The organism is Pseudomonas sp. F1_0610 (assembly GCF_047470865.1).
Taxonomy (GTDB): domain Bacteria; phylum Pseudomonadota; class Gammaproteobacteria; order Pseudomonadales; family Pseudomonadaceae; genus JAZDRH01.
In genome coordinates this window covers 58,949-79,718 of record NZ_JAZDRH010000014.1, presented here as the reverse complement: position 1 = coordinate 79,718, position 20,770 = coordinate 58,949, and the positions used below count along the sequence as shown (strand labels likewise).

At 47.4% G+C, this 20,770-nt stretch carries 16 protein-coding genes, 1 tRNA gene and 2 pseudogenes; 9 read left to right on the top strand and 10 right to left on the bottom strand.

Going from position 1 to position 20,770, the window contains the following annotated elements:
- Nucleotides 1-424 precede the first annotated feature (424 nt).
- Nucleotides 425-784: a hypothetical protein gene (locus VQ643_RS09455; protein WP_414199521.1), complete on the bottom strand. Its 360-nt coding sequence runs from the start codon at nt 782-784 to the stop codon at nt 425-427.
- Between VQ643_RS09455 and VQ643_RS09450 the strand changes: the two genes are divergently transcribed.
- Entirely contained in the window at nt 720-953 is a 234-nt protein-coding gene (locus VQ643_RS09450; RefSeq protein ID WP_414199523.1) for a nucleotidyl transferase AbiEii/AbiGii toxin family protein, read from the top strand. The genes VQ643_RS09455 and VQ643_RS09450 overlap by 65 nt on opposite strands.
- A 352-nt stretch (nt 954-1,305) precedes the next feature.
- On the opposite strand, the pseudogene VQ643_RS09445 reads toward VQ643_RS09450, so the two are convergent.
- Nucleotides 1,306-1,429: pseudogene (locus VQ643_RS09445) on the bottom strand (WYL domain-containing protein); the annotation flags it as partial.
- A 157-nt stretch (nt 1,430-1,586) separates the two neighbouring features.
- Here VQ643_RS09445 and VQ643_RS09440 point away from each other — a divergent pair.
- The 7 genes and pseudogenes from VQ643_RS09440 to VQ643_RS09410 all read left to right on the top strand — a co-directional run.
- On the top strand, nt 1,587-3,047 hold the full coding sequence (locus tag VQ643_RS09440; RefSeq protein WP_414199520.1) for a DUF3375 domain-containing protein: 1,461 nt from the start codon (nt 1,587-1,589) through the stop codon (nt 3,045-3,047).
- Nucleotides 3,034-3,789, top strand: coding sequence for a DUF4194 domain-containing protein (locus tag VQ643_RS09435; RefSeq protein ID WP_414199519.1), 756 nt, complete (start codon nt 3,034-3,036; stop codon nt 3,787-3,789). The genes VQ643_RS09440 and VQ643_RS09435 overlap by 14 nt, the downstream gene beginning before the upstream one ends.
- The gene (locus VQ643_RS09430; RefSeq protein ID WP_414199518.1) at nt 3,737-7,009 is read left to right on the top strand and encodes an ATP-binding protein; all 3,273 of its coding nucleotides are present in this window, start codon (nt 3,737-3,739) and stop codon (nt 7,007-7,009) included. Before VQ643_RS09435 ends, VQ643_RS09430 begins: the two co-directional genes overlap by 53 nt.
- Nucleotides 6,996-8,159: a Wadjet anti-phage system protein JetD domain-containing protein gene (locus VQ643_RS09425; RefSeq protein ID WP_414199517.1), complete on the top strand. Its 1,164-nt coding sequence runs from the start codon at nt 6,996-6,998 to the stop codon at nt 8,157-8,159. The genes VQ643_RS09430 and VQ643_RS09425 overlap by 14 nt, the downstream gene beginning before the upstream one ends.
- Before the next feature lie 22 nt (nt 8,160-8,181).
- On the top strand, nt 8,182-8,691 hold the full coding sequence (locus VQ643_RS09420) for a hypothetical protein (RefSeq protein ID WP_414199516.1): 510 nt from the start codon (nt 8,182-8,184) through the stop codon (nt 8,689-8,691).
- Between the two features lie 209 nt (nt 8,692-8,900).
- Nucleotides 8,901-9,809, top strand: a complete 909-nt coding sequence (locus VQ643_RS09415; RefSeq protein ID WP_414199515.1) for a hypothetical protein — start codon at nt 8,901-8,903, stop codon at nt 9,807-9,809.
- A gap of 815 nt (nt 9,810-10,624) precedes the next feature.
- Nucleotides 10,625-11,536, top strand: a pseudogene (locus VQ643_RS09410) (tyrosine-type recombinase/integrase); the annotation flags it as partial.
- A gap of 984 nt (nt 11,537-12,520) precedes the next feature.
- Here the strand turns inward: VQ643_RS09410 and VQ643_RS09405 are convergent.
- The 5 genes from VQ643_RS09405 to VQ643_RS09385 form a co-directional block, all read right to left on the bottom strand.
- A complete protein-coding gene (locus VQ643_RS09405) occupies nt 12,521-12,934 on the bottom strand; it encodes a hypothetical protein (RefSeq protein WP_414199514.1) in 414 nt (137 codons plus the stop codon).
- A gap of 554 nt (nt 12,935-13,488) precedes the next feature.
- A tRNA-Arg gene (locus VQ643_RS09400) sits at nt 13,489-13,565 on the bottom strand.
- A gap of 67 nt (nt 13,566-13,632) precedes the next feature.
- Entirely contained in the window at nt 13,633-14,469 is an 837-nt protein-coding gene (nudC, locus tag VQ643_RS09395; protein WP_414199512.1) for an NAD(+) diphosphatase, read from the bottom strand.
- Nucleotides 14,462-16,123, bottom strand: coding sequence for a ferrous iron transporter B (locus VQ643_RS09390; protein WP_414199511.1), 1,662 nt, complete (start codon nt 16,121-16,123; stop codon nt 14,462-14,464). Before VQ643_RS09390 ends, nudC begins: the two co-directional genes overlap by 8 nt.
- Nucleotides 16,124-16,195: 72 nt before the next feature.
- The gene (locus VQ643_RS09385) at nt 16,196-17,008 is read right to left on the bottom strand and encodes a crotonase/enoyl-CoA hydratase family protein (protein WP_414199510.1); all 813 of its coding nucleotides are present in this window, start codon (nt 17,006-17,008) and stop codon (nt 16,196-16,198) included.
- Nucleotides 17,009-17,192: 184 nt separating this feature from the next.
- Between VQ643_RS09385 and nhaB the strand changes: the two genes are divergently transcribed.
- The gene (gene nhaB / locus VQ643_RS09380; protein WP_414199508.1) at nt 17,193-18,698 is read left to right on the top strand and encodes a sodium/proton antiporter NhaB; all 1,506 of its coding nucleotides are present in this window, start codon (nt 17,193-17,195) and stop codon (nt 18,696-18,698) included.
- 50 nt (nt 18,699-18,748) lie between these two features.
- Here the strand turns inward: nhaB and dnaQ are convergent, their stop codons facing one another.
- From dnaQ to VQ643_RS09365, 3 genes are read right to left on the bottom strand one after another with little or no spacing between them, the layout of a single operon-like run.
- Entirely contained in the window at nt 18,749-19,480 is a 732-nt protein-coding gene (dnaQ, locus tag VQ643_RS09375; RefSeq protein WP_414199506.1) for a DNA polymerase III subunit epsilon, read from the bottom strand.
- Nucleotides 19,477-19,920: a ribonuclease HI gene (gene rnhA / locus VQ643_RS09370; protein ID WP_414199503.1), complete on the bottom strand. Its 444-nt coding sequence runs from the start codon at nt 19,918-19,920 to the stop codon at nt 19,477-19,479. Before rnhA ends, dnaQ begins: the two co-directional genes overlap by 4 nt.
- Entirely contained in the window at nt 19,913-20,656 is a 744-nt protein-coding gene (locus VQ643_RS09365; RefSeq protein ID WP_414199501.1) for a methyltransferase domain-containing protein, read from the bottom strand. Before VQ643_RS09365 ends, rnhA begins: the two co-directional genes overlap by 8 nt.
- Between the last annotated feature and the right edge of the window lie 114 nt (nt 20,657-20,770).

Sequence of the window (20,770 nt, the reverse complement as noted above, 5' to 3'; positions counted from 1 at the left end):
CTGCAATCTCAGCATTTTCTAAATGCTTAGCAAAATGTGCTCTTAAGTCTTGAATATATGATAAAAAAATTTCTGTATCTTCTGGAAATTCTTCTAAATAAAATTTAGTTATACATTCTATAGTATCAATTAATACAGTATATTTAATATTTAAAAAATTATCATCGGAATCACCATATGCAATTTCAGCACTATACTTGTCTATAAATTCTTTACCATCCTCATTAACATAGCTCTCTAAATAGAAATGATATCCTTCACCTAAATGGTACTCTAAGTCATCCGTTATAGTTCTTAAAAATTTTTTATATTTCCCCCTCTTATTTCATTTATTGCTTTAACAAAATATAAAACTTCAACCGCGTTTGTATCTTCCGCATAGTTTTCATGCATGTATAATTGAGCTTTTCTAATCCAATTCATTCTATTTTGCATCCTTTAATACCGAGTATACACTTGTAGCACGTTTATTTGAAACGCTGTGCCCCCAAAATCGTATGCCATTTATTACAGCATCAAATTTAGGGTCCTTAACATACCTAGTTTGATAAAAAAATCTATTTGCTTCTTTAGTTACTTTTACGACTAATGTTTCTAGTTCAGTGCGAGACATACCATAAATCATGGTTTTAAAATGAGGCTTCCCTAAAATCATACTGCTTATAGTTTTTGGAAGTTGGTATAAGTGATTCACTACATTTGGGTTTGCACGATGAACTATAGCAACTGGGCTTATACGCCCATTTCCTATTTTCACAGCCTCAGTTGGAGCACGCTGCTCCATTCAGGTCGACATAGATTTCGGCGATGCCGTCACACCAAGGCCGGAAGATGTCCAGTACCCCGTGATACTGTCGGAGTTCGCGGCGCCGAAACTGCGCGTCTATCCGCGCTACACCGTGGTGGCAGAAAAGCTGGAGACTTTGATCTCGCTCGGCATCGCCAACAACTGAATAAAGGATTACTTAGACCTTTGGATCTTGTTGCGGTACACCGAATTGACGGTGACTCCCTGCGATGCGCGATTCAGGTAACCTTCGATCGACGCAAGACGATGTTGCCCTAGGTCATCCCCTTTGGCCTGACAGATGGTTTTGCGCAAGATGCGCAAAAACAGACGCAGTGACAGGCGTTTCAGGGAAAAAACAGACTCGAAACGCTGCGCCTAGAGGACGTGGTGGCGTCGCCTCGAGATTTCCTGTTTCCAATCATCGCGGCGGCGAACGCTGATGCCGATTACCTGCAACACTGGCCGGCTGGCGGACCGTGGTCGTCAGTGGTGGGGGGAAACGGGGTAAAGCCCGCCAGATCAAACCATACGACCAAGTCCTGCCGACGGACCTCCCTCCACGAAGCGCACACTCAGCTCAATGAACGCCAGCCGCTCGCGCTGAGGCTGTGTCAGTTCTGCAAGTTCTTCTTTGGGCATTCCTGAGTACTCTATCGGGTTAACGAATGCTTGTACTGGTTATTGCGGGAAGTATATAAGCTACTCTAGAATGTGGTAATGCAATGTATTTGAGTCTTGTATGGGTTGCATTGTGATTACCACATGACGGGCAATGCCCACACTTTGGAGTATGGGAGTGAAAGCAGACAAAGCCATCGCGACCTACCGGCGCATGCGGGCGCAGCCGCTGTGGCGTCTGCTTGCCTCAACTACCGGACCTACCGTCATTGGCCTGCTTCAATCTCACCTCTATGAAGGCGAGCGAAGCCTCCCGGCCTCCATTTTTCACGAACGCATCGCAAAGGGCCTGGAAGAGCTGCGCGCCCAAGGGGAAGACTTTCCCCAAACGGCACAAGCGTATGTCGCCAGCTGGCTCGCTGATGGCTACCTTGAACGACGCTTTCCGGCAGGCGCTTCAGAGGAGGAATATGAGCTCTCCACGGCGGCCGTCGAAGCCATTCGGTTTGTATCTGGACTGGCACAGCCGCACTCCGCTGCGACCGAAAGCCGCCTAACTCTCGTAATCGAGGCCTTGGCCCGACTTGCCGAGGACACTGACACCGACAAGTTCCGCCGCATCGATCGACTTATGGCCGAGCAAGCCCGCATCGACAAAGAGATAGACGCCATCCAGAAGGGGCAGATGCGCGTGCTGCCCCATACAACGGCGCTCGAACGAACGCGGGAGATCATCACGTTGGCCGACGATTTAGCCGGTGATTTCCGCCGAGTTCGCGATCAGTTCGAGCAGCTCAACCGCGATCTCCGCGAACGCATTATGGACAACGATGGCAATCGTGGTGATGTGCTGGATTCGCTATTCGCCGGAATCGACCTGATTTCAGAGAGCGACGCCGGAAGGACCTTCTCCGCTTTCTGGCGCTTGCTTACGGACCCGGAGCAAGCAGCCACGCTTGATCAGGCGCTTGATAGCGTCATGTCGCGGGAGTTCGTTGAGCACCTCGAAGCCAAGGAGCGTCGCTTCCTTCTGCGACTGACGCGTACCCTTCTTGAGCAGGGTGGCATGGTCCACGAGGTGCTCCAGACCTTCGCGCGCAGCCTGAAGCACTTCGTCCAGAGTCGTGAATACCTCGAGCAACGCCGACTCAATCATCTGCTGAAAGACGCTCAGCGAGCAGCCCTGACCCTGAAGGACGAAATCAAGGCCACAGAAGCCCTCCAGTACACGCTGGAGCTCACGAGCAGTCGGTTGCGATCCTTCTCCCAATGGGTGCTGCACGACCCGTCCCTGCAAGCATTGCCTGGGCAGATGGCAGAAGGGGATGCGCCGCCAATCGACCTGGAGTCAGTGAGCGAACTGGTCGCGCAGTCCGAGATCGACTTCCGAACACTGAAGGCCAACGTGCTGGCAGTCCTAGAGCAACGCTCCCAAGCATCGATTGCCGACGTGCTAGAGCAGTTTCCCGCTGCTCAGGGACTGGGCAGCGTTGTAGGCCTACTAGCGCTAGGCAGTCGGCACGGGTTCAAAGCCGACCACAGTGAAACCGTAGGCTGGGTTGGAGGCGACGACGAGCATCGTAGCGCCCGAATTCCAAAGATCTTCTTTTTGAGGGAGCGGGCCAATGAACTGGTCTGAGAACGACGAATCGGCAATGCCAGCCGAAGCACAAGCACCAGATGCCGCTCAGGCACTGACCAACACCCTGTTCATGGGCGACAGCGGCGAGTTGCCACTGGATACCCGGCGCGCCCTAGTGCAACTGCTCGCAGGGCCATCGCTCGACGGACGTCGGCATCCAAAACTCTGGCCGATTTTGCTACGAGACGAAGCAGTGATCCGTCGACAGCTTGCCGAGCTGTTTCTCGAACTGGTTATCGACCGAGACGTGCAAGTGGCCTTCACGCGACAGGCAGATACCGGCGACCTCGAAGTGCCCCTCCTGCTGCGTCGCGCCCAACTGACCTTTATTGACTCCATTCTGTTGCTCCACCTTCGCCAGCGATTGACCCAGGCGGACTCGCAGGGCGACCGTGCCGTGGTATCGTCAGACGAGATCAGGGAGTTCCTCTCCCTGTATGAACGCACCGCCAATACCGACCGTGCGGGGTTCGTGAAACGAGTTCACGCCTCCATTGAGAAGATCAAAAAGCACAGTATCCTGCAGAAAATTCGCTCAAGCGAGGATCGCTTCGAAATTTCGCCGACGCTGAAACTCCTTTTCTCGGCAGAAGAGATACAAACACTAACGCGCCTGTATCAGCGTATGGCAGCCGAAGAAACGCCTGCAGGTTTACAACTGGGGCACTTTCTCCGGTCTGCACGACGTGCCGATCAGCGAACGAGGCTTTCTGTTTGTGGGTCGATCCGGCGCTGGTAAGTCGACGCTGCTCGATGCATTCTCGGCGTTGCTGACACCACCTCGCTGGATTGACTTCAACGCGGCCGCGCGCGAGGTGGACCGCAGTGGCCGTGACCGGAACCTCGTCACCTACATACGTGGTGCGTGGGCTGAACAGAAGGATGGGGAGTCGGGAGAGATCGCAACCCGTTACCTGCGCGCTGGAACGACCTGGTCAGCCTTGGCGTTGACCTACCAGAATGCCTTGGGTCAGTCTGTGGTGCTGGTTCAGGTGTTCTGGCTGCGGGGCAATGCGAACGGCAGCACAGACGTCAAACGCTACTACCTTGTCATGGAGCGGACCTTAGACCTGCGCGAGCTGGAGGACTTTGGCCAATCCAACTTCGACATCCGGAAGCTCAAGCAATCCTTCCCAGAGGCATTCGCCCGCGACGAATTTCGCCCTTACTGCGAACGATTCTGCCGCCTGCTCGGCATCGAGAGCGAAATGGCGCTGCGTTTGCTGCACAAAACCCAGTCGGCCAAGAATCTCGGCGACCTCAATACCTTCCTGCGCGACTTCATGCTCGACAAGCCCGAGACCTTCGAGGTGGCGGATCGCTTAGTTAGCGAATTTGGTGAACTCAATGCTGCCCACCAGGCAGTAGTCACGGCCCGCGAGCAGGTTCAAACGCTTGCTCCAGCGCGGGATCAGCACCAGCACAGGGACTCGTTGATGCTGCAGCGCAATGGTTTGGATGAGCTTCGACTGAGCGTTGATGGCTACCGGGAGACCCGACGCATCGAGCTTCTCAAGGAGCACGTGGCATCCTTGGAAGTTCAAGCCACTGGCATAGAAGGCGAAGTGATTCGACGTCAAGGCAACTTGGATAACCACTCCACAACCTTGCGCGACTTGCAGCAACAGCACCGTGAAGCAGGCGGTGATCAGATCGAGCAATGGGAGGTCGACAAGTCAGGGCTAGAGAGCCAGCGCACAGAACGTCTGCGCAAACGCAGTCAGGCCGAAGAGGCTTGCAAGAAGCTGGGCTGGAGCCTACCGGATTCGCCTCAAGCCTTCGCGGAACTGTTGGGCCGCGCGCGTCTGGAAGTCGAAAACTGGGAGCAACGCAGCAACGATAGCCGCACCGAGCAGTTCCGCCTGGACAGAGAAAAGAAGGATGCCGAAACCACGTTTTCGCAAGCGCAAAAAGAGGTGCAGGCACTCCAGCGCCAGCCATCGAACATTCCAGCCGACATGCTGGAAATGCGGCGAGACATCGCCGCCGCCATCGGGATCTCGGAGTCCGCGCTGCCTTTCGTTGGCGAACTCATCGAGGTCAAGCCTGATGAGTTTGAGTGGCAAGGTGCTATCGAGCGCGTACTGCACGGATTTGCTCTCTCACTCTTGGTGGATGAGCGCCAGTATTCAGCGCTAGCCAATCACATCAACAACACCCATCTTGGGCGGCGTCTGGTGTACTACCGAACAGGCCGCCCAGAGACTTGGCAGGCAAAGCCAATCGGGGCTAACTCGCTCGTCCTCAAGTTGAACGTCAAAGAGGGTACGTATGCCGACTGGCTGCAGGCCGAGCTACGGCAACGCTTCGATTACGCGTGCGTCGATTCCATTCAGTCGTTCAGGAGCACCGACCGAGCCATCACCCGAGAAGGCCAGGTCAAGCACAGCAAAACCCGGCATGAGAAGGACGACCGCAGAAGTGTCGGTGACCGACGAAACTGGGTGCTCGGATTCGATAACCGCGAGAAGCTTGCGCTATTTCAAGCGCAGGCCCAAGAACTAGTTGCCAAGATTACGCGCCTCACAGGAGAAATCGATACTCTCGCCGACCAGGACAAGAATCGGGCAACCCGAGCGATGCAGTGCCAGACCCTAGTAAATCTCCAGTGGCGGGAAATCGATGTAATCCCGTTGCTGGACCGCATTTCCACCATCGACCGACAGATTCGTGAGGCGCGGGAAGGCAATACAGCCTTGCTGCAAATCAGTGAGCGGATCGACAAACACAAGGATCTGGTTGATCAGGCTGACAAGAATCTTCGAGAAGCCAAGGTGGCGCACGACTCAGTTCTCAAGCAGATCAAAGACAGCACGCAGAAACTGGAAGCCCTTCTTCAAGATCTTTCCAAAGTTTCACTGACTCCCCATCAGGCCGCGGGGCTCGATGAACGCTTCGCCAAACAGTCAGACGTAGTCAGGCTCGAAAACCTCGACAAGGTTGCAACCTCTGTTGAGCGCGCACTCAATGCGGAGATTGAAGAGGTCAACCGTGGAATTGGCGTTTGCGAGAAGGAAATAGAAACGCGCTTTGCCGATTTCAAACGACAGTGGCCCATGGATGCTGGCGACATGGATACCAGTCTGGCCAGCGCACCAGACTTTTTCGCCAAGTTGGTTCGACTGGAGACGGATGGCCTGCCCGCCTACGAGCAACGATTCTTCGAACTGCTGCAGAACCAAAGTAGCCAGAATCTGGCAGCACTCTCCATTTACCTGAACGACGCACGTAAGGCAATCCTTGAACGGATGGATCTGGTTAACGACAGCCTTGGCCAGGTGCCTTTCAACCAAAGCACCAATCAACGCACCTATCTCCACATTGACGCCAGCGACCGGCAACTTGCTGACGTCAAGGAGTTCAAGCACGAGATCCAGCAAGCGCTTAGCCATGCATGGACCGAGGATCGCGAGTTTGCCGAGGCGCGGTTCCTGGCCCTGCGCAGACTTGTTGACCGACTCGCCAGTCAGGACCCCGAGCAAAAGCGCTGGCGTGAGACTGTACTCGACGTTCGACAGCATGTTGAGTTTATCGGACGGGAGATCGATGAAGGAGGTGTCGAAGTCGAGATTTACCGAAGCGGTGCGGGTAAGTCTGGAGGTCAGCGCCAGAAGTTAGCTACCACGTGTTTGGCCGCTGCCTTGCGGTATCAGTTGGGCGGGAACGACCACGGTGTGCCGATGTATGCACCCGTCGTGCTTGATGAGGCATTCGACAAGGCTGACAACGAATTCACCGCTTTGGCGATGAACATCTTTACCAATTTCGGATTTCAAATGGTGGTCGCTACGCCGCTGAAGTCCGTCATGACCCTCGAACCTTTCATAGGTGGCGCCTGCTTCGTGGATATCAGCGACCGGCGAGTATCAGGCGTCCTGCTGATCGAGTATGACGGAGACCGCCAGCGGTTGAAGCTGCCGGAGCACGCTCGAGAGGAGGCTAGCGTTGAAGCTTCCTGAAGATGTTAGACAGTTTCTCGCTCGTCGCTTTCAGAGCAAGCATCGCGAGTGGTTGGTCGGTGATGCTTGCGAGAACCAATGGCCACTGGAAGTTCCGCTTGGTATACCGACGGAACAGGCCGCGCTGAGGCAAGTCGACGGCGTTCGCGCTTGGGTGAGCGCATGGCAAGGCTGGCAAGGAGTCGGCACCCTGTCATGGTGTGAGCGCCGGTGGAAAGCGCTTGGCGTCCAGCGACTGCCAGAGAAACTGGCGTTACAAGGCCCTGAAGATGTTGCCCTGTGGGTCGGTGCATCCGCACGGTGGGTTCGTGCCCTGTCTCGGTATCAGACGCTCACTGCTCGCTGGCCGGTGCTTGCGCAGCAGTTGCCGAGATATTTTGATGTCCTCGCTGACTACAGCGATGCCGATTTCCATCGACTGGCTGATATGCTGGATTGGATCATCCGCAATCCGAAATCGAATCTCTACCCACGACAAATTCCGGTTGCCGGTGCCGACAGCAAATGGTTGGACTCCAGAAAGGGCATTATCTCTGACTTGATTGCATCGCTTCAGGGTGACCCCTCAGGAGAGCGAAACTTCTTCAGCCGCTGTGGCTTGAGGGCACAGCCGCAGTTAATGCGCATGCGCGTCCTAGACCCAGTGCTAAGAGCCCGTTTAGGTGGTCTTAGCGATATCTCTGCTCCTTGTGAAGAGATGGCAAGCGTTGGCATTCAACCAAGGAATGTCTTCGTTGTTGAGAATCTGCAAACTGGACTTGCATTCGATGACCTACCAGGGGCGGTTGTGATCATGCGCCTAGGTTACGCGGTTGACGTTTTGGGACAGCTTCCATGGCTACAACAGGCGCAATGCATCTACTGGGGTGACATTGATACGCATGGCTTTGCTATTCTTAATCGAGCCAGAACATACATCCCTAGCCTAAGAACTGTGCTTATGGATGAGTCAACACTGATGAGTCATCGTGATTTATGGGTCGAAGAGAAAGACCAGCACTCTTCCACAGAGCTGCCACTACTCACCCGTACCGAACAAAAGCTCTATCAGTCAATCAAGGGAAATGCCTGTGGTCAACAAGTCCGCCTCGAACAGGAGCGGATACGCTGGGATGTGGCGTGGGATGCCATACAAGCAAATATTCGATGACCTAGGATCAGGGAGGTCAGTTGTGAGTGGAAATCGATGGGACCAGCCGAGTGTGCCCCACAAAGGATGGCACTGCCTAGATGTGATCGACCTACGGGCCGACGGCGAGTCGGCGGACGAAACCAATTACGCGACCTGCCAGATGTGCGGCAACGAGAAGATCCGCTACGTCCATATCATGGAGCACTCGGATCTGGACGAGACTTTCGACGTCGGGTGCGTCTGCGCCGAGAAGATGAGCGGCGACTACGTGGGGCCGAAACGGCGTGAGGCCAAGTTGCGCAACCGAATAGCACGCCGAACCCGATGGCTGCAGCGCAAGTGGCGGGTGTCCGCCAAGGGGAACAGCTTTCTGAACGTCGATGGGCACAACCTCGGCGTCCACATGAACAAGTTCAAGCGATGGGGCTACCGGATCGGGAGCCGGTTCAGCACCAAGACCTACGTAACCAAGGACGAAGCCAAGCTGGCCCTGTTCGATGATTTCTGGGCCGCGACCCAGGATGACGAACGGCTGTGGGCCAGCGACTGATCAGGGAAATAGATTCGATGTCATATAACTTATCCAGCAGCACACCGCGAGACGGAAGCTCACTGTTCAAGGGCAAAAGGCCTGATTTGATCGAGCTGATTGCCGCTACCCTTCATTCAGTAAAGGCGTATGACTTGCCGGCGGAATGCGAGCGGCTCGGATTAGCTACCGGGGCAGGTAGCGAAGCGCACTCCAGCAAGCACGTGTAAGTGCGAAGCCGCCTCCAAGGACTGAGCAACGATCAGCTTCTCCAGCTCGCACGCCAGGTTGAGCAGGATCACATCTGTTTTTCGCTGAGCGAATTTCTCCGACTGTTGGACGAGTCGAGCGACGGCCAGGCAGTTACTGAACTCACGCGGCGCTTGATTCTCAAGCTGCTGAACGACATAGATCTCTTCGGAGAACTCCCGCTTGTCGAGCAATTGTCCAAGATCTGGCCATTACCGGAAATGCGTGGCGCAGGCTTCGAGGCAAACTTGGAGGAGTCCATTATACGGCACTGCGTGACCAACGCCGACTGGACCAACGCTGAATTGCTCGAGGTGGTGGGCGCACTGAGCTGCTCCCGACAACTGTTCTTCAAGCTGCTTGAGGCGGTCGTCTTTCCAAATGCCCGAAGAGGAAAGGAGCAGGCGCAGCTCGTTGAGACACTGAATACTCTCCTTAAGGCGGACGGCTTCCAGCTAAAGCCATCGGGAAGCATCTCAGGACATTCGGTGTTCGCGGTGAATCGAATCAGTGGTGGCGTATCTAGCGCGCCCAAGAATTTGATCTTCGCGTCAACGGGTCCGAAGCCCGAGATCGTCATCCAAGATGCCATCAACAACGACATCCGAATCGTAAGGAATGAAGAGCACTGCCTCGTGTACGACCGCCCGATTCAGGCCAACGGACTTACCAAGGAGGAGATGCTGTCGTGGTGGAAAAAACGGCAAAGCATCCAGGACGAATCAGATGCACGGCGATCGCTTTCTCAACGTCTGATGGCATCTCTCGCATCGGACGGCGAACGAAACGTATTCAGCGTCTACTATCGGGCATTCAAGGATCTCGGCGATAAGCTGCCAGCCCTCATTCCGCAGGTCCATCTGCATTACGACCCATACACGCTGGCGTAGCTCGGCGGGGTTGGACGCCTGTCTCGGCAACGCATGGACTTCCTACTCCTGTTCAGCGACGCAAGCCGTGTGGTCGTCGAGGTTGACGGATCTCAGCACTTCGCCGAAGACGGGAAGCCATCCCTCGCCAGGTACGCGGACATGGTGGCGGCCGATCGTGACCTCCAGCTCGCTAGGTACGAGGTCTATTGTTTCGGGGCCAACGAACTCACCGGTCACGGGGCGGCGGAACGGATCGAAGCATTCTTCCGGTGCTTACTTCGAAAGCACGCGGTCCTTCCCGAAGCCGATTCGGCTCAGTGAAACCATGCCAACGATCCGGAGTTATGGACGTGGGCTCAACTCCTCAAACGGGAATCGAACTGGAGTCCGGGCTTAGGCAACTGGCTGATGACCTCGGCCGGCCAGAACTGGTAGGATCGTTATCAGTTGGGGCTGGATTCCGCACCTTTTCGCAAAAGTTCGCAGCGGTTCTAAGGCACTGAGTTACATAGGTTTGGCGCAGGATTCCACCCCACCACCCGAACACAATCCAAAGACGTCCAAGAACGTCTTTTTTTATGCCTAAACTCTAGTAAAATCAGGCTTTAACCGTCTATAGCTGTCTATTGGCATTTACCTAAATCTACCTCTTTTAGTATTCCACGTATTTTTGGAATACTAAATAACAGAGGAAAAGATGATGGCAGGGCTAAAAGCACGGCTTAGTGATCGTCTGATAAAAAACACCAAACCATCCGACAAAGACGCTGTCCTTTCATATGGAGGCGGCTCAAGAACAATACAAACAAATCGCTGTTTATACTCTAGAAAAGATAGCAGCAAACTGGTTTGAGATAAAAAAAGATAATGTTACACCTGCGTACGCTGAAGACATATGGCGTTCATTGACCCTACATATATTTCCAACACTTGGAAGCCACCCTATTTCTACAATAACAGCACCTGTTGTTATTGCTGCTTTAAAACCTATTGAATCTAAGGGTAGCTTAGAAACTGTTAAACGCTTATCCCAACGCTTGAATGAGATATTTACCTTTACTGTGAACTCAGGAACTATCAATGCCAATCCATTATCTGGCATTAGAGATGTATTTAAAAAGCCTAAAAAACAAAATATGCCATCACTAAAACCTGAAGAGTTACCAGAGCTTATGCGCTGCATTAGCTCAGCTAGCATAAAAAAGGTAACAAAATTATTAATTGAGTGGCAATTACATACAATGACTCGACCAGGGGAAGCAGCAACAACTTCATGGTCAGATATAGATTTTGAAAATAAGCTATGGACTATTCCTGCAGAGCGCATGAAAAAGCGCCGCCCCCACACTATTCCTTTGACAGATGCTGCTCTAGCTATTTTAGAAGAAATAAAGCCTATCAGTGGTCACAGAAACTATGTATTCCCTGCTGATCGTGACCCTAAAAGCCATAGTAATGCACAAACAGCTAACATGGCTTTAAAACGGATGGGGTTTGAAGGCCGTTTAGTCAGTCATGGCTTAAGATCTATTGCAAGTACAACCTTAAATGAACAGGGCTGGGATGCTGAACTAATTGAAGTTGCATTAGCTCATGTTGACAATAATGATGTTCGTAAAGCGTACAACCGTGCTGAATATATAGAACGCAGGCGTCCTATGATGGAATGGTGGAGCAATCACATAAAGTTGGCTGCTATTCAAGCAACGGCCAGTACTTACACATTAAAAACAGCCTCTAATTAAATTCTATTCAAATTTTTTATAATCACACATTACTGAATTGACATCTCACACAACGGAGTCAGTACGCATGTCAATTCAGTGTTCTTATTGTGATTCTTGCAATATCACTAGCAGACTATCAAAATTTATTATTTGATAAGCAGCATAATAATGCTGCTTATAAACTATGGAAGCTCGCCTGTTAACCATATGGGTAGAGCATCATCAGGTAACGCATCAAACTGGGCATAAGATATACCACTATAAGTCATAAGTTCTGGCATTGATGCTGCAACTATTTTAAAATTTAGATATTTATAAAAATCCTACCCTATAATGCAAATACCCAATTTCAAAATATTTAATATAATACTCACTCAACATTAAATCTTTCGATTCACTATCCAGCTTCAAAATATCAGATACAACTGAGGCAGGATGTTTTTAAAATTCTTCATTTATAGCATCCATTATAATTTTTATTTTATCAAACTCATTTTCTCTTAGATATCTCTTATAAAATCTATCAAAAAAAATAGACCACTCAAGATCCTTTCTTGCGGGTACAACAACTTTTTTACTATGAGAAAAAATTATTCATACCTATTGCCGTATCTACAGCCTCAATAAGAGGTCCACCTTTAAAACCTACTAGCATGATACAGTCTCCTTTGATTTTCTTCTAGTAATATTAAATACTATGATCAATTTCCTTAAATTAATATTACATACCTAATCATAGTTATATTTTTTAAAACTCAAAAATTAATTTTATAACATAACCTCCATTAAATTACTCAGAGCAAATAATGCCTCTCAAATAGTATCCACCTATAACAACTAATTCATTTAAATCATAAATAGCAAAATTACCTAAGATATAATATAAAAATATACTTACTTGGATTTTTTGACCCTATCAACCTTGAACAAATAATTTACTTTTAATTTAAACCTCAAAAATAATAACAAGCTAGTTAGATATTCTTCAAACTTTCATTATTATTACTGTTTATTTTTCTCCACCCCTCCTCTATCAACAATGTTTAACTTGGCAATCTCATCTTTTGATAAACCTATAGCAACAGCAATATAATTTCTTTTTTCTGACTTTCCTGGTTGATTTATAGTTACTTTTTCTCTTTCAATATCATCTACTTTTTGTGTTTCATTATCAACCTCAAGATAAACTAAATACTCTCCATCAATAAGCAAGCAATAATGCTCACATCCTTGACTAGGAAACCAACTAATTGGATATACAGCTTTTGGTGCACCATATTTTTTAGTAATTACGGATAAAATTTTCTGTCCCTTAACTGACTCATAAATATTTTTTTTAGACTCTAACAGCTCTTCAATAAATTGCTTTTCTTTTTTTGATTTTGTATATTTATTTTCTTTTCTAAAATAATACATTAAAGAGTCCCCGGAAGTGCCGCTAATATATTACCTTTAGCGTCAGTCATAATTGTTAGTTTTGACGTAGGTAAGTGCTTATTAAACTTATCTGTTCCTATCATACTTCCTATATCTACCTGCCTAATATAACGAATCTGTGTATTTCCATTACGATCTATATTTCGAACTGTCCAAAAAATTGGAGATTGAACAACAGCTGTAGTCCTTAATATATTTTTTAACTCTTCTTGTGATATAGTAAATTGGCTTTATTTTGAACCATTTGCTTTGACTAAAAAATACAACCCATTCCCATCATTTTCTCGATAGTCTGTTTTTTCTGAATCCAAATTTACTAAAACAGTTTCAGCTAGAGGCCTTCTCTTTATTAAGCTAGGATGCCTTTTATCACTCTGTTCAATTTTTATCTATGATACAAGCTTTGATACAAGAATTGAATTCGTAACATAGATTTGTATAGACAGCAGTAGAACTAAAACATACGAAAAGCTCTGCATAGTGGGGCTTTTAGAATTTAAGAAGATTAGCATGGAATTGAGTAGACGAGAGAATGGCGTCCCCGACAGGAATTGAACCTGTGACCTACCGCTTAGGAGGCGATTGCTCTATCCTACTGAGCTACGGGGACATGAAAGTGGGCAATTTTACCTGTCTGTTTGTGATTTGTCATGCACAAATCAAGGAAAAACAAGGGTTTATGATAGGGGGATGTTTGGTTTTGTGAGCCCTTTTTGCTCCGCCAAATAACTATCAATCAAAAAACGGCTAATAGTTCCTACAGGTGAGATTTCTGGTAATTGGTCTATGTGATACCAGTTTGCGTCTTCAATTTCATCTTCTTGTTTGAGGATATCGCCTGCTGCATAGTCTGCAATAAACGCAAACATTAATGAGTGCGGAAACGCCCAATTCTGACTCGCCAGATAACGAATATTTTTAACAGTTAAGCCAACTTCCTCATGCACTTCACGCATGACACATTGCTCAATAGTTTCTCCAGGCTCTGTAAAACCTGCTAAAACGCTATACATCCCTGCTTTAAAGCGTGGAGAGCGTGCCAGCAGTATGTGATCGCCTTTGGTGATTAAAACAATCATGCAAGGCGATAAACGTGGATAGCTATACAGCCGGCATTTAGGACAAACAAGTACGCGCTGTGGGCCTGCTGATAAATCATTAACTGAACCACAGCGCCCACAGAAGCGATGCTCATCTAGCCAAGTTCCGATTTGGCTAGCATAGTTAAGCATTGGGAAATACCATTCATCCTGAAGATAGTTGCGTAAACTCTGCCAGACAGCATCCGTTGATTCAGGCGCATGCAATAACTGTAGCAGCCAAACCGGCTGCTGATTAAACCATCCTAGTTTTTGTTGTGCCTTTACATGGGGCAAAAGCATTTGAATATCAGCATAGTTATGTAATAACTGATTATCACGCTGCCAAAATCTCTGACGGCAATGAATCAAGATCTTGCTATGGGCGAGATCTTGATCAGGAAAGCCGTGCTGCCAATATGCTGTATTAGCCATTGTTACCTATTAATTTAATGAGGCTATTAGCAACTACATCTAACATATTCTGGTTGGTTTCTTGACTGGATAGTAAATCACTCTCTAAGAAGTATTCTAATCCTGTTAAGGCATCAGCTAATGCATCAAGTTGTTGTTGATCAGGTGTTGTATCTGCATTAATCATGTGCTTTTCAAGATAGTCAGCACAGGACTTGACTAAGCCTGAGGCGCGTGTTTGGCCTAAAAACCATAAGCCACCGCTGATGCTGCGTAAACTCTCTGGGATAGGCTGCAATGCTGTTTTATCGCCAGCTGACTCTAAATACGCCATAATTGCTCGATTGGCAGCTGCAATACCAATACGTGCTTCATCACACACAACAATATGCGCTTCAATTAATTGGTGTTTAGCAAAGTTATCTGTCTCATCTAGCTGAGACTCAACGCCTTTTTGTGTAAGGCTACGTTCTAATGTAGCTAGGGTGCCTTCTACATCTAAGATGCTGTCTGCTAAAATCAGTACTTCATTGTGGGATATTGAGGTTAAGTCGCTCCATTTGGCGACCATAGCAATTGAAGATTTTAATCGTTCTGTGGCTTTTTCTAAGTCTATCATGGTTAGGGTTTTACTTAACGCATCTAGACGGTCACGTAAGTGTTCAATATTGCTTACTTGTGCTGTTCCGCGCTCAATGAGATCAAGATCCTCTTTAATACTTGCCACTTCCTCACGCACTGCAGCTATTAAAGATTCAAATACTTTAGGGCTTGGCCCTTGCATTTTATCGGCTTCACCAATGAGCTGCTCTTGACTATAACTGAGTGGTGGTACGTCGTAGATTTGTCGTACAGCGGCTGTTAGTGGGGTGTCTGCCTGGGCTAGTACGACTAAATATAACAGCTCTTTTTCCAAGTCAGCGCTCATGGCTGTACTAGGTGAAGCAATGCTGGCTTTTATTTGCGTATCAATAGCTGTCATTAAGCGTATGCGTGAGAGGTTACGCGATAACTTGCCTTCTGCAAAAGACTCTAAGGTGGCGCCAGCTAGCCAATAAAAATGCGCAGCTGGCGTATTAGGATAAATTTTATCTAAATGAGTTAAAGCGTAAGTCATTTTTCTAGCGCCAACGGCTTCACGCTGGCGAAGGTACTCTAACAACCCGAGTTGATACCATTGACGCAAGCGTAAAGCTAGCTGATCTCGATTAGCAGGCAGTGGTTCTTCTATCACTGCTGGGCGTAAAATATTTAAATGGGCAGTGAAGAAATAACTTTCTGGCAATGGTGTTGATTTATTAAGTGCTTTTAACTGATTAATTTCAGGAATCAACAGTTCTGGAAAGCCTTTAGTAGCATCACCCAGTTGCTCTATATAGCGTGTCAGAATATGCAGGCCATGACCTATGGCTAGTAAATATGCATTTACTTCTTCTGTTTGATTAGGTTGAATTTTTAATGCAATTTTTTCAAGCTCTTGCGCCAATAAGCCTGCGCCATTTAATTCCAGCACATTTAAAATACCACAGACCTGCTGTAAGCCAGAAGTTGCTGACTCTATAAAGGCAGGGTTGTCACGTGCTTCTAAAAAGCTTTCTAAGTTACGCTGAATGTCTTCAAACGTTGCAAACAACTCATCTCGCACTGCCGCTTGAAATGTCGTAGCTATAACCATATTGGCGTCCTGTTCAACCTAATAACCTGTCCCACTGTCATTATGACAATGTGACGAAAAATGTATCACTGTCTAGTCCTCAAATTCTGGCTTTTGTTTTTGCATGCTTGCCATTATGGCAATTTTTAAATCGTTAGACTGCAACATGGCAGCATTCCAATTTGCAATATAATTCAAACCATCGGACACACTATGATCACGTGCGTATCGCAGCATTTCTTTCGTGCCACGTACGGCAACGGGGGATTTGCTAGCAATTGTTTGAGCTAGGTGCAAAACCTCCGTACATAGCTCTTCTTTACTTGCGTAAACTTGATTAACCAAACCAATGTGCAAGGCTTCATCTGCGGAAACTTCGCGTCCTGTATAAGCAAGCTCGCGCATCACACCATCACTAATGATGTGTGGCAGACGTTGCAAGGTACCTACATCTGCGGCCATGCCGATGTCAATCTCTTTGATGGAGAAGCGCGCATCCTTTGCACAATAACGCATATCGCAGGCTGCAATTAAATCTACCGCACCACCAACGCAAGCGCCATGTATAGCCGCAATCACTGGTTTGCTGCATTGATCAATGGCATTAAAAGTGCTTTGCAACTGAAATATTTTTTGTTTAATTATGTTGGCATTGCGTGCAGGGTCTTTACCAAAGGCATTAGCCAGCTGCATGAACATGGTTAAATCAATGCCAGCAGAGAAATGTTTGCCCTCCCCAGAAATAACTGCTACACGAACACTTGGCTCGTTATCAATCCACTGCATAATTTGCAATAATTCATCCCAAAAAGCAGCATCCATTGCATTAGCTTTTTCAGGACGGTTAATTTTAATCTGGGCTATTTTGTCGCAGTGTTCAATTTTAAAAGCTTTGTACTGGGTCATAACGTCATCCTTAAAACGGTTCTCTAAATCTGTTAAACACTAGCTGAGCTAGAACTATAAGTCGATTTTTATACGACTAAAAACTGCTAAGTACTTGGCTAAAGTATTCTTTAATACTAAGTTTTACTTGCTATTTCTGGCTAATTGGTTAAAACAGCAGGCTTGATTGACTGGAGAAGTTGTAATGCTAACCTCATTTGCATCATCCTTTGGGCGTAATTTTTTAGGCAATTCCCCAAACTGGTACAAGCAAGCAATTATTATTTTCTTGCTGATTAACCCTGCTGTTTTAATTGCTTTTGGCGCTAAGACGGCTAGTTGGTTATTAGTCGCCGAGTTTATTTTTACGTTAGCTATGGCGCTTAAGTGTTATCCGCTACAAGCGGGTGGACTGTTAGTGGTTGAAGCAATTTTGATGCAGTTAGCCACGCCTGATGCTGTTTATAAGGAGTTAGTACATAACTTTCCTGTCTTGCTTTTATTGATTTTCATGGTGACAGGGATTCACTTCCTGCAAGATTTGTTATTGGCTGTATTCTCAAAAGTTTTACTGGGTATTAGGTCAAAAACCTTACTCAGTGTTATTTTTTGTGCATTAGCTGCTTTCCTATCCGCTTTTTTAGATGCACTAACAGTAACGGCTGTGGTGATTAGCGTAGCTGTTGGGTTTTATTCGGTATACCACAAGGTCGCATCGGGTAAAAGAGCCAATGAAAATGATCCGAATATTAGCTCTGATAATGAAATCCCAGCGCTTGACCGCGAGCATTTAGAGGAATTTCGCGCTTTTCTACGTAGTTTGTTGATGCATGCTGCCGTTGGCACTGCTTTAGGTGGTGTTGCTACGCTAGTTGGTGAGCCACAAAATCTGCTAATTGGCAAACAAATGGGGTGGGATTTTGGCACCTTCTTCCTGCATATGATGCCAGTTTCTATTCCAGTGCTCGCTGCTGGCTTAATAACCTGTGTGATTTTAGAACGCACACACTGGTTTGGCTATGGTGCAAAGCTGCCTAAACCGGTGCGCCAAGTACTTGCTGACTTTGCTCAATCACAAGCAAAAAATCGTACAGCACAACAAGTAGCCGCGCTTTGGGTGCAAGCCAGCGCAGCACTTATCCTTATTATTGGCTTAGCCTTTCATATTGCTGAAGTCGGCCTTATTGGCTTATTAGTCATTATCTTAGTTTCAGCGCTCAACGGGATTACAGCAGAACATCGAATTGGCAATGCCTTCCAAGATGCCATGCCATTTACGGCTTTGTTAGTTGTGTTCTTTGCCGTAGTTGCCGTAATTCAGGAGCAGCATCTGTTTACACCTATTATTCATTGGGTGTTAAGCCTACCTACGGATCAACAACCAAGCATGCTATACATAGCTAATGGTTTACTTTCTGCTATTAGTGATAACGTTTTTGTTGCCACTATCTACATTACTGAAGTAGAGAAAGCCTTTGCTGCTGGCAGTATGACACGTGAACATTTTGAGTGGTTGGCTATTTCTATTAATGCGGGTACTAATTTACCAAGCGTAGCTACGCCTAATGGACAAGCCGCTTTTTTATTCTTATTAACCAGTGCTATAGCGCCTTTGGTGCGTTTGTCTTATGGTCGCATGGTGTGGATGGCATTGCCTTATACAGTAATCATGGGGTTACTTGGCTGGTTTGCTGTAAGCCATTGGGCATAAGTTGTTAATGCGCAAAACAAAAGGCACCTTGAAGGTGCCTTTTTATATTCCTAATGCTTAGTATCTTCAAGCTGGCGCCAAAGTGCTTCTCCGCCAGAAGCCTTACCAATAACTTCCAGTCTCTGCTGATGTCGTTCTAGCTCTTGCTGAGTAGCCTTAACTACTCGTAATGCTGGCCTATCTGATGCGAGACGAATAATCTCTGTAGCAATCGCACCTGTTGAACCTGATGCAGCTTCGCCCGCTAATGAAAGGTTGGTTTGCCCTCCGGTCATCGCAAGGAAAACATCAGCAAGAATTTCCGCATCCAGCAAAGCGCCATGCAATTCACGACCTGAGTTATCCACGTCATAGCGCTTACATAAAGCATCTAGACTATTACGCTGGCCTGGATGTTTTTCACGTGCCATTACTAAGGTGTCAAGCACAGTGCAGTAATCTAACAACTGAGTGCGCTCTGTTTGACCTAAGCGTTTAAATTCATTTTCAATAAAGCCCACATCAAAGGGGGCATTATGAATCACTAAACAAGCGCCTTCTATAAACTGATAAAAATCTTCAGCAATTTCATTAAAACGCGGTTTATCCGCTAGAAACTCATCACTAATGCCATGGACCGCAAAGGCACCTTCATCGACTTCACGGTCGGGCTGAATATAAACATGGAAGTGGCGCCCTGTTAGCTGACGACCAATCACCTCCACACAGCCAATTTCGACAATCCGATGCCCATCAGTAACTGGCATACCAGTCGTTTCTGTATCTAGTACAACATATCTCATTGCAATACCTCAGCAACACCTTGATTAGCGAGTTGGTCGGCTTTTTCATTACCATAATCACCGGCATGACCTTTTACCCAATGCCAAGTAATATCATGCTGCTTAGTTAACGATTCCAGCTGCTGCCATAAATCTACATTTTTTACTGGTTGTTTATTGGCGGTTTTCCAACCACGTGCTTTCCAGTTTTCAATCCACTCCTCAATGCCCTGCATAACATACTTAGAGTCGGTAAAGAGTTTTACTTGGCAACGCCGTTTTAGTATAGCTAGCCCTTGAATAGCGGCCATTAACTCCATTCGGTTATTGGTTGTATCTAATTCACCACCACAAAGCTCTTTCTCTATGCCTTTATAAATCAGAAAAACACCCCAGCCACCCGGACCAGGATTACCTTTACATGAACCATCGGTATAAATGGTTACTGAGTTATCACTCATGACTGCTCTTTTTTTCTAGATGACTTTCACCTACGCGGGTTTGCGCAGGCATTGGAATTAATGGCCTAATGGATTTTAGCAATGGCTCTTTAACTAAGCGTGCACCATGTACCAATTTACGTGCTGATAATACATAGAAACCTGCCAACGGTCGAAAGCCTTTGCCTCGCACTGCAGTATGCGCTTGTTGCTCTTTCTTGATCGCAAAGTGTGGCAAATAAGCGCCATAGTATTTCATCTCAACAACTAACCCTAAGACGCTAAGCCATTCAACTAGTTTTCGAACGTTGTAAATACGAGAGCGCAAAATACCTAGCTGATAGCGCTGAAATACTGACCAGCAACTCCATGAGGCAGTTCCAGTAAGCACTAAGTGTCCACCAGGCCTAACAACTTTCGCTGCTTCACGTAGCAGGTCATGCGGCTGCTTAGCAAACTCTAAGCTGTGTTGCAGCACGACAACATCGGCTTCATCAAGATGACAAGGCCAAGCATGTTCTGCACAAATAATATCTGGGTTAAACACTTCTGCCCCTAAGCTAATATGGCGACGTATTGCGTTTGGTAAAGCCAATGAAGTTAAAGGATTAAATTGCAAACAGTAGCTACCAAAATAGTTTTCCAAAACCTGCTCAAGCACCTGCTGCTCGCTGGTAAGCAGATATTTAATATGCGTATTTTGACTCCACTGACGCAGCAAAGTAGTTTGATCACGCCGTTGGGTAAACAGCAACATTGCCTATCCTCGTTGATCTAGCGTTATCACAGTAGCTTAATTTATTAGCTGATTAAACCTTGGTTGTTTTGCAATTTACCGCTAACTAGCTTACAACTTAAACAAATTGCACCA